General features: G+C 57.5%; 9 protein-coding genes and 1 tRNA gene. 5 read left to right on the forward strand and 5 right to left on the reverse strand.

Annotated features, from left to right (window positions below):
• Nucleotides 1-179 precede the first annotated feature (179 nt).
• Complete coding sequence (locus tag H8S59_RS23800) at nt 180-1,448, forward strand: OprD family porin (protein ID WP_187523011.1); 1,269 nt, start codon at nt 180-182, stop codon at nt 1,446-1,448.
• 66 nt (nt 1,449-1,514) lie between these two features.
• Here H8S59_RS23800 and H8S59_RS23805 read toward each other — a convergent pair whose 3' ends face one another.
• Nucleotides 1,515-2,306, reverse strand: a complete 792-nt coding sequence (locus H8S59_RS23805) for a substrate-binding domain-containing protein (protein ID WP_187523012.1) — start codon at nt 2,304-2,306, stop codon at nt 1,515-1,517.
• 158 nt (nt 2,307-2,464) lie between these two features.
• Between H8S59_RS23805 and H8S59_RS23810 the strand changes: the two genes are divergently transcribed.
• The 4 genes from H8S59_RS23810 to H8S59_RS23825 all read left to right on the forward strand — a co-directional run bounded on the left by H8S59_RS23810 (nt 2,465) and on the right by H8S59_RS23825 (nt 6,887).
• Nucleotides 2,465-3,142, forward strand: a complete 678-nt coding sequence (locus tag H8S59_RS23810) for a response regulator transcription factor (RefSeq protein WP_095094040.1) — start codon at nt 2,465-2,467, stop codon at nt 3,140-3,142.
• Entirely contained in the window at nt 3,126-4,496 is a 1,371-nt protein-coding gene (locus H8S59_RS23815; protein ID WP_187523013.1) for a sensor histidine kinase, read from the forward strand. Before H8S59_RS23810 ends, H8S59_RS23815 begins: the two co-directional genes overlap by 17 nt.
• Nucleotides 4,497-4,664: 168 nt before the next feature.
• Entirely contained in the window at nt 4,665-5,780 is a 1,116-nt protein-coding gene (locus H8S59_RS23820) for a D-alanyl-D-alanine carboxypeptidase family protein (protein ID WP_187523018.1), read from the forward strand.
• A 591-nt stretch (nt 5,781-6,371) separates the two neighbouring features.
• The gene (locus H8S59_RS23825) at nt 6,372-6,887 is read left to right on the forward strand and encodes a BRO-N domain-containing protein (RefSeq protein ID WP_187523014.1); all 516 of its coding nucleotides are present in this window, start codon (nt 6,372-6,374) and stop codon (nt 6,885-6,887) included.
• Between the two features lie 256 nt (nt 6,888-7,143).
• On the opposite strand, the gene H8S59_RS23830 is transcribed toward H8S59_RS23825, so the two are convergent.
• From H8S59_RS23830 to H8S59_RS23845, 4 genes are all read right to left on the reverse strand, one after another.
• The gene (locus H8S59_RS23830) at nt 7,144-7,635 is read right to left on the reverse strand and encodes an OsmC family protein (RefSeq protein WP_187523015.1); all 492 of its coding nucleotides are present in this window, start codon (nt 7,633-7,635) and stop codon (nt 7,144-7,146) included.
• Nucleotides 7,636-7,890: 255 nt separating this feature from the next.
• Nucleotides 7,891-7,964 (reverse strand) — tRNA-Gly (locus H8S59_RS23835).
• Between the two features lie 166 nt (nt 7,965-8,130).
• Nucleotides 8,131-9,024, reverse strand: a complete 894-nt coding sequence (locus H8S59_RS23840) for an alpha/beta fold hydrolase (protein WP_187523016.1) — start codon at nt 9,022-9,024, stop codon at nt 8,131-8,133.
• Between the two features lie 300 nt (nt 9,025-9,324).
• Nucleotides 9,325-10,017 (reverse strand): pseudouridine synthase, encoded by a 693-nt coding sequence (locus tag H8S59_RS23845; protein WP_187523017.1) that lies wholly within the window; start codon nt 10,015-10,017, stop codon nt 9,325-9,327.
• Nucleotides 10,018-10,272: the final 255 nt, after the last annotated feature.

A 10,272-nucleotide genomic window follows, 5' to 3' on the forward strand; every position in this document is an offset into this window, starting at 1 on the left:
TGGAGTTTGATGAGCGCTGCCGAAGGCTGCGAAAGCGGTCATTCTGACACACCGCTTTCGCAGCCTTCGGCAGCTCCTACGACAACTCTGTTTGCAGCCACTTATGACTGAACCAACCACACGCTCCGAACAGGGCGTGCGGATCACTGCATCTCCAATAACAACAATGAGTATTGAGCATGACTATGTTTTTCAAGCGTGGAGCCATCGCCGTCATGAAAGGCGCGCCGCTGTTGACCCTGCTGCCATGGGCGGGTTTGGAAGCCGCTGGTTTTATCGAAGACAGCAAGCTGAAGCTGCAACTGCGCAACGTTTATTTCAACGAGAACTTCCGCGATGAAAACGGCCTGAGTGCTCGCGCGGCCAGGACCGCCAAAGGTGAACGCACCGAGTGGGCGCAGGGTTTTCTGCTCGACTACCAGTCCGGTTTTACTCAAGGGACGTTAGGGTTTGGCATCGACGCGCTGGGCTTGTGGGGCGTCAAGCTCGATTCGGGCAAGGGCCGCAGCGGCACTGGCTTGCTGCCCGTGCATGACGACGGTCGTGCGGCCGATGAGTTCGCCAGCCTCGGCGCTGCGGCCAAGGTAAGTCTGGCCAAGACCACGCTGAAGTACGGCACGCTTTTGCCCAAGACGCCGGTGCTGATTTACAACGATGCGCGCCTGTTGCCTCAGACGTATCAGGGCACTCAATTCACCAGCACTGACATCGATAACCTGACGCTTACGGGCGGTCATCTGGATCAATTCAAACTGCGCGATTCGTCGGACAGCCGTTCAATCGTCCCCGACGGCTTCACGGGTCGAGGTTCGGACTTCTCTTACGTGGGCGGTGATTACAAACTCGGAAAAAACATCAAGCTCAGCTACTTCTACGGCGAACTGGAAAACTTCTACCGGCAGCAATTTGCATCGATCCAGCATGATTTGCCGTTGGGATCAGGCGTGCTGACCAGCGACCTGCGCTATTTCAACAGCGTCGATGCCGGAACGGGACGCGGCGGGAAAATCGATAATGACATGCTCAGCGGGCAATTGACCTATGCACTGGCCGGGCACAGTTTCGGGGGCGGTTATCAGACCCTGAGCGGTGACGCGGGCTTGCCCTATATCAGCGGCGCTACCGTGTATTCGTTCAGTAACGTCGGGATCGGCAAGTTCATCGAGGAGGATGAAAAGACCTGGATGCTCAGCTACGGCTACGACTTTGCGCGCGTTGGGCTACCAGGCCTGACATTCTCGACACGCTATCTGAGTGGCGACAACGGCAAAGCGGGTGCAGCCCAATTGAAAGAGTGGGAACGCGATGCGGAGTTGGCGTATGTGCTGCAAAGCGGCACATTGAAAGGGCTCGGCGTGAAGCTGCGTAACTACGTATACCGCTCGGACTTTGCCCGAGGCCGTGACAGCAACCGGATCTACGTCACCTATGACATAGCGCTTTGGTGACCAAACCTCTAATTGAAATGTTTTTCTATAGGAGCGACCGGGGTGGCGCTCCTACAGGTTTACGGTTTATCGGGTTGTTACAGGTTTCAAACCGCTGTCTTCAATGGCCTTCGCGCCTTCTTTGGAGGCCATGTATTTCAGCAGTGCCTGAGCTTCTTTTGCGTGTTCAGTCGAGCGGGTAACAGCACCCGAATAAAGCGTCATCTGCTGCGCTTGATCCGGGATCAGGCCAACAATGTCGATGCCTTCAACGGGCTTGAGTTCGCTGAGCTGCTGAAAGCCTGATTGCGCTTCCTTGCGGGCCACAACGGCACCGACTGGTTCGGCAGGAATCATTCGTGCCTTGGCTGTGAAGTCAGCGCCAAGGGTCATTTTCGGGAACAGGATGCGCGAGAGGTAAACGCCGCTGGCGCTATCGGAGTAGGCGATGGACTTGCTGTCGAGCAGCGCCTTGCGAAACGCGTCCATGGTGGAAATATCAGGCTTGGCCTCGCCCTTGCGCACGGCCATGGCGATGTACGATTTGCCCAGGTCTACGCGGCTGGCTTTATCGACCTGGTCCTGCGCGACGAGTTTGTCCAGCGCAGAACCGACCATCAGCACAACGTCAGCCGGCTCTTTTCGATCCAGCCGGTTAGGGATGGCTTGAGGTGTCTTCCCCATGGACGGCGACGCTTCAATTTTCAGCTTCACGCCCGTGGCTTTCTCGTAGTCCGGCGCGATTCCCTGAACGGCACCCATGATGCCGCCGGAGCTCAGAACAGTCAGCGTGGTCGGTGCGGGCACCGGCGCTGCATGGGCCGCGAGGGCTGTAAGCAATGCGCATGAAAAGGCGAGGGGGGTGAGCAAGCGTGGCATGGCAGGGGACTCGTTGAAGAAAAACGTGACACTAAACGGCGCTCGCGCCCTTAAAAAGTTACCCTGCGTTAATAAATATTTAGTTTACCCACCGCAGCCAACTCCCTAGGCTCGCGGTTCTTCAACGCCGCATATGCGGAATGTCAGCGGGGATAATCATGAATCAGGCGCTGGTCATCGAAGATGATGAGGTGACCGCACAATCCATCGCCACTGAGCTGCAAGCTCATGGTTTTGACGTGCAACGAGCGAGTACGGGGCGTGACGGCCTGGCGATGGCAATCGCTGGCAGCTATGACGCTATTACCCTGGACCGAATGCTGCCGGACTTCGATGGCCTGACCATCGTCACCACGTTGCGCAGCCTCGGCATTCGCACGCCGGTGTTGATGATCAGCGCGTTATCCGATGTTGATGAACGCGTCAGAGGGTTGCGGTGCGGCGGCGATGATTACCTGACCAAGCCGTTCTCGATGGTCGAAATGGTTGCGCGCCTGGAAGTACTGTTACGACGCCCGACTGCCGAGTCGCAAATCCATCAGCTCAACGTCGGCAACCTCACCCTCGACCTGATCGAGAACACCGTCTCGCGCTCCGGCGAGCGCATTACATTGCTGCCCACCGAATTCAAATTGCTCACCTACCTGATGCGCCATGCCGGGCAACAGGTGACGCGTACCATGTTGTTTGAAGAGGTTTGGGGTTATCACTTCGATCCCGGCACCAACATCATTGATGTCCACATGGGTCGCTTGCGCAAAAAGATCGAAGGACCAGGCGCGCCATTGATTCATACCATTCGCGGGTCGGGGTACGTGCTTGGCACTCAGGACTGAGCGCTGGCGCTCCAGCAACAGTCGGCTGATCGGCCTTTACGCACTGTTCTTTGTGGCGTGGGGCGCGGTGTTCACCGGCGTTCTGTACTGGAAGATTTCCGATTATCTCGGCACCGTGGCCGAGCGCACCTTGATGCAGCGTGCGCACTATTATCAGAAAATCGATGACGCCAACCTGCTCGATGAATTGCAGGGCAGTGAGGCGTATTCCATTCCCGGCATCGACGCCTATGGGTTGTTTGAAGGCAACGGGCAGTACATCGCAGGCAATCTCTTGAAGCTCCGGTCCAGCTTGCCCGATGACGGCCGTGTGCATTACCTGAAACGCGGTTTGCGGATCGCGGACACCTTGAGCGAAACCCGCAGTAGCCACGCATTTCTGCAGCGCCGCAATGACGGTCGCATATTGGTGCTGGCCCGCGACGGCGGCTCTATATCGGCTGTCGCAGGCATCATCGGTCAGGCGCTGTTCTGGGGCTTGTCCCTGACTCTCATACCGGGTCTGATCGGTTGGCAATTACTCAGGCGCAGGCCATTACGCCGTGTCGAACGGCTACAGCGCAGCACCGAACGCATCGTCTCCGGCAACCTCTCAGAGCGGCTGCCCCTGTCGCCCGCACGGGATGAACTGGACATGCTGGCCAGCGCCGTCAACACCATGCTCGAACATATCGAGCGGTTGCTGCACGAGGTCAAAAGCGTCTGCGATGGCATCGCCCATGACCTGCGCACACCGTTGACGCGTCTGCGTGCGCGGCTTTATCAATTGCAGCAATTGCCCATGACCGATGCTCATGCATCAAGCCTCAGCCTGGCCCTGGAAGAGAGCGAAGCGATCATGTTTCGTTTTCAGGGGTTGCTGAGGATTTCCGAGCTGGAAGACACCCGACGGCGATTGGCCTTTGCGTTTTTTCAGCCCGACGTATTGCTGCGTCAGGCCCACGAGTTTTACGAACCCATGGCGCAGGAAAAAGGCCAGGTTCTCGCCCTTGAACTGGGCGCTGATTTACCTGCCATGAAGGCCGACCAGGCGCTGCTGTTCGAGGCGCTGACTAATCTGCTGGATAACGCAATCAAGTTCACCGCGCCGGGCGGGCGTCTTTGTCTGCGGGCCAATGTGGCGGGCGACAGTCTGCGCATCGAAGTGATTGACGACGGTCCGGGCATCCCTGAAGCCGAGCGGGAGAGTGTGCTGCGCCGGTTGTATCGCGGCGATGCCAGTCGCCAGCAACCGGGTTACGGCCTTGGTCTTTCGTTGGTGGCTGCGGTGGTGCGCCTGCATGCTTTTACCTTGCAGATTCAAGCCTCGGACTCAGGCGGTACACGGGTCGTGATCGACTGCCCGCTAACTTAGCTAACGCACTGGCGCGCTTAAACTTTTCTTAACTTTGCTTCATTTGAGACAGGGCAGGTCATCACCTACTTTGGCGGGCCTTTTGCCAATCTGGACCTGCGCCCTGTGAAACCACTGATATTGCGGATCAGCCTGATCTGCGTTTGTGCCCTTTGGGCGAACGTCGGCATGGCCGCTCCGACGCCGGGCGCCATGATTCCTTCCCCGCCCCAGTTATCAGCGAGCGCCTGGGTGTTGATGGACGCCAATACCGGCCATGTCATCGTTGAACACGACGCGGACGAGCGTCTTCCTCCCGCCAGCCTGACCAAGCTGATGACGGTGTACGTGGCCACACGGGATATCCAGGCCGGGCAATTGAAACCGGACGAACTGGTCACCGTCAGCGAAAACGCCTGGCGCACCGAAGGCTCCAGGATGTTCCTGGATCCGGGCAGCACCGTAAGCGTTCATGACTTACTGCAAGGCATCGTCATCGACTCTGGCAACGACGCCAGCGTCGCGCTGGCCGAACACATCGCGGGCAGTACTGACAGCTTCGCCAGCCTGATGAACAAAACAGCGCAAAGCCTCGGGCTGAGCAACACGCACTTTGACAACCCGACAGGCCTGCCAGAGCCCGACCATTACTCGTCGGCCCATGACATGGCGATGCTGGCCCAGTCCATCATCAACGACGAGTCGGCGTACTACCCGCTGTACAAGAAAAAGCACTTCACCTGGAACGGCATTCGACAACCCAACCGCAACCTGCTGCTCTGGCGTGACAGAACCGTGGATGGCCTCAAGACCGGGCACACCGAAGCGGCGGGTTACTGCATGGTGACCTCTGCCGTGCGGGATGGCAGACGATTGATCACCGCGGTGTTCGGCTCCAGTTCAGCGCTGGCCCGTGCGACGGATACCGAGAAACTCCTTACCTACGGATTCCGCTTTTATGAGAACCAGACGTTCGAGAAGGCGCTTCAGCCTTTGAGCCACCCGAGAGTCTGGAAGGGGGCTGAAAACACCCTGGCCGTGGGCGTTCTCGATGACATTACGCTGACAACGCCCAAGGGTTCGCACAAGCCTGAAACCCGCATCCACATCGATGCGCCGCTGATTGCCCCGGTGGAAGAGGGCGCAGTGGTCGGCAGCATCGACGTGTTTGACGGCGAGCAAAAACTGGCAACCCGACCGTTGATTGCGCTGGAGGGTGTCGAAGAGGGCGGTTGGTGGACCCGCTGGACGGATGCGGTGCGGTTACTGTTTCAGGGGGGGGGTGCGGGGTTCGCAGAGGATTGAGGTTTATTTTTATAGGAGGCAATGTTTTGGCGAGGCGGTATACCTGACGCTCCGCCTCGCTAACAACATGCAAACTATGGGTTGAAATGCATTTTCTGTAGGAGCTGCCGAAGGCTGCGAAACATTTATCCTGAAACACCGCCATCGCAGCCTTCGGCAGCTCCTACAGAAAACGGTGCAGTCAGGTATTGGTTGAATGCTTGAAATGGCGGTGACTATAACCACTAAATCGAATTTAGGGATGCGCGCTGCTCATTGGCATCGAGTTTTGCTGCTTGTCCCCAATGGACACTGCTGGTTCGATCGCCCGGTTTTTACATTTCTTGTCTTGCCGGGCACGGGGCGTGCGCCGTAACCTCCGCGGCTGCTGAATAACTCAGCACTGGATTTGGCGATCCGGCTAGCAATGATGTATAGCGTGTACCATTCGGAAGCGGGCAGATATTGTCCGCGATCCGCTATGGCGGTTGTACGTGGGAGACTTTCGGGTCTGCCGGTTCTTTGCTCCGGTTCGCCAACCTGCGTACAACTGCCACCCTATTCGTTTGGCGACGGTAGCTGGCAGTCTAACCAGCAAAGAGAAATAGACTGATGCCGACAACTGAAATGACGCCTTTCATCCCAACCCTATTCACCCGCCAAACCCTCCCGCTCCACGCACTCATGCTGGAAAACCAGGCCTGGTTCTGCGCCCGCGATCTGGGCCGCTTGATGGGCCTGTTCATCGACGAACGCAAAACCCGAAAACTCGGACGCGACGAGTGCCGCACCTTGCCGCTGCATTGCTATGGCTCGACTCAGGACACCCTGATGGTCAACGAGTCAGGCGCCTACGCATTACTGATTTACCACCCCTCCGCGCAAAATCGTGAGCTGCGCGAATGGCTGACGCTGCAGGTCGTGCCTGTGCTGCGTGACGTTCAAAACCCAGGCCGCACCGAACGTCCGATCCTAGGTATGCTGGACTGGGATGGCGCATCGATGAACCTGCTGCACTGGCAGGATGAATCGTGGATTCGTCTGCGAGACATGCCCAATATTCTGCTCCACGAAGCCCGCGAGAAACGCCCATGGTGGAGAAGAGCGACGCGGTTTTTGCCGATGTAAGCGGCGGCCCTGTCCCCGACAATGCAGAGTTTCAGACTTCCCGCTTTCAAGGTAGGAGGCAACTTGTTGGCGAGAGGGCCTGACGCGGTCATTCAGGCAAACCGCCTCGCGAACAAGTTCGCTCCTACCGGGCAGCGGCATGTCAGGCAGTTCAGGTAGGAGGCAACTTGTTGGCGAGAGGGGCTAACGCGGTTTTCCAGGCACGCCGCCCTCGCGAACAAGTTCGCTCCTACCGTGCAGCGGCGTGTCAGGCCGTTCAGGTGTTGGCGAGAGGGGCTGACGCGGATATGACAGCTGCATGACTGACCGGGAAATTCACCGAGCGCGCGATAAAACATTTTTCATGAGCTGTTTTGTGCAGGGCGTGAGCGGCTTCCATATCGGAGCCCGGAGCCAGAGTGACCTTCGGCTTCAACACAACCGAGGTGAACTGGCCCGCGCCATTGCTCTCCTCGATCATTGTCCCTTCTGCATTGTCCTCATACCCAAGCACCACAATCCCTGCCTCGGCACAAAGCCCGAGGTACCAGAGTTTGTGACAGGCCGATAACGAGGCGAGCAGCAATTCCTCCGGGTTCCAGCGTTCTGGGTCGCCGCGGAAACTGGGATCGGAAGAGCCCTCAATGGACGGTTTGCCTTCAGCCTGGATGACATGTGACCGGCTGTAACCGCGATAGGACGATGTTCCTGTGCCTTGGTTACCCGTCCAGATTATCTGGACTTCGTAGCGGTGTGTCTTGTCTGCCATTGAATACTCCCTGGGATGAGGCGTGCGGGAGAGATGTTAACTCGAAGGCTTATCGTTGCTGCACACGTTTGAATCTGAAATGTATTCCCTGTAGGCGCTGCCGAAGGCTGCGAAGCATTTATCCTGACACACCGCTATCGCAGCCTTCGGCAGCTCCTACAGGGAACAGTGCAGTCAGGTATTTAAGTGGGAGCGAAAAGAATAAGCAGGAAGGTACAGATGTGATGCAAGAAAGGCCAAAAGCCTTGAAAGATATGGAGCGGGTGGAGGGAATCGAACCCTCAACTAAAGCTTGGGAAGCTTTCGTTTTACCACTAAACTACACCCGCTCTGAAGCGGCTGACTTTGTACCAGAATGGCTCGCTGAATTGAAGCGCTAATTTCTCTCCCCCTGTTTTAATCCCTTGAATACCACTCTCGAACGGAGCCCATCCGCGCTTGCTTGTGCCTGTTTGCGCTGGCGGATGGGTTCCCTCGCTCGGTCGTGCGTCGGGTTCAGAGGGCGAAGGCATGTACGGTTTGGGCCTGTCGGTAGTGGTAGGTTGATCGGCTACGGGACTCAGGTTTTGGCGTGAGGAAGTCCATCAGGGCCTCACGCGAATCCCGGCACGCGGATTTGTGTTCCATGTCCAGGAAGTGCCCGGTGCTCTGGATGGTGCTGAAGGTGCTGTGCTGAACCACCGGGGCGAATAACCGGGCGTCGGTGGCTGCGGTGTACTCGTCCCACTCACCGTTGAGGAACAGCACCGGCACGTTGATGTTCTGCGCCACCGTCAGGTAGTTCGCGGTATCCAGGGTCAATACGTCGTTGATGTGAAAGTGCATCTGGTCGTATTCGTGGGTGTCCAGGTTACTGACGTGGCGATGATTGAAGCGTTTGAACAGCGGTGGCAGGTGTTTGCCGATGGTGCTGTTGACCAGGTTGCCGACTTCGTAGCGGTCATGGACGCTGAGGTGTGTGATGCCGCGCTCCAGATAGTCGCGCATGTGTACGTTGATCACCGGCGAGAATGAGCTGATGACGGCCTTTTCGATGCGCTTGGGTCGGTGGGACAGAGCAACCAGCGTGGCCGCGCCGCCCCACGAGAACGACATGACGTGTTCAGCGTTGAAATGGTCGATCAGCTCCAGCAGGATTTGACCTTCCAGCTCTTTGCTCAACGGCCGTTCATTAAGGTTGTGCGGTTTCGATTTGCCCGCGTAAGGCTGATCGTAGAGCACCACGTTGAATTGCGGGTGAAGGTTGCGCACGGTCTGGGCAAATGACGCAGTGGTGGCCAGTGAGCCGTTGACCATGATGATGGTCTTCTCGGCAGCCTCTGCCCGATAGAACTCCGTGTAAACCCGAAACTGTCCCTGTATATCAAGCACAGCGATTTCTGGCCTCATAGGTGTGTCTCCTGACGTAAACAAGATGTGCGCGCAAACAACGTTGCACGAATTTCGTGACAGGTAGGCATTGCCTTGCAAAGGGGCCCTTGTCGATCGAAATGATCTTGCCGACAGGTTTTATTATTGGCGGGCGATTTGCCGTGAGCGTTGGCTCGGGGCGGCAAAAGGTTTCTTGGAATACACGCATGACTCGCCGGTCACATGTGGACCGACCATTGGATTCAAGCAGTGGATCCGTTAACCCGCAAGTGCCGTTCGTAGTTTGTAGGGCCGGTCTGCCGAGCGGTAGCGAAAGGCTTATACGCCTTGAATTTCCGAAGGCGTTAGCGCGCGGTATTGCCCCGGCTCTAGCACGGGGTCCAGCGTCAGATGGGCCATGCTTTCACGATGCAGACGCAGCACTTTGTTGTCGAAGTGGCCGAACATGCGCTTGATCTGATGGTAGCGGCCTTCGATTATGCTCAGCCTGGCGCAACGTGGACCGAGCATGGTCAGCTGTGCCGGTTGGGTGGTGAGGTCTTCGAAGGCGAAGTACAGGCCCTGGGCAAAAGTCTGCACATAGCGCTCGTCGATGACTTTTTCGGTTTCGACGTAGTAAACCTTCGGCAGCTTGGTCTGGGGTTGGGTCAGACGTCGTGACCACTGGCCGTCGTTGGTGAGCAGCATCAGCCCGGTGGTATTGAAGTCCAGTCGGCCGGCAATGTGCAGCTCGTGCTTGTCCGGTTCGTGCAGCAGGTCCAGCACCGTGGGATGTTGCGGGTCAGTGGTGGCGCTGACGCAGCCTTGAGGTTTGTGCAGCATGAAGTAGCGCGCAGGCTTGCCGACTTGCAGGACTTCATCGTCGAACTCCACCCGGCTGAATTCACGCACATCGTGACGCGGATCGCTGACCCGTTGCCCGTCCACGCTGACCCGACCGCTGCTCAATGCCAGACGTACGTCCTTGCGATTGAAGCGCGGCAGGTTGCTGAGGAAACGGTCGAGGCGCATGGCGATGGTGATTAAAAGGGAGAAGGGCGGGTATGTTACCTGTTCCCGAGATGCTGGCGCTGATTCGGGACAATTTTGTAGGAGCTGCCAAAGCTGCGAAGGCGTTTTTCTGATACACCGCAATTCGCAGCCTTCGGCAGCTCCTACGGATCAGGCGTCATTAACCATGGGCAGATGGATTTTGCACGCACCGGCCTCTTCGCGAATGAGTTCGCTCCCAGGATCGAGTTTAATGACGTGGGACCGGCTTCAGCC

This window comes from Pseudomonas folii (genome assembly GCF_014357575.1).
Taxonomy (GTDB): domain Bacteria; phylum Pseudomonadota; class Gammaproteobacteria; order Pseudomonadales; family Pseudomonadaceae; genus Aquipseudomonas; species Aquipseudomonas folii.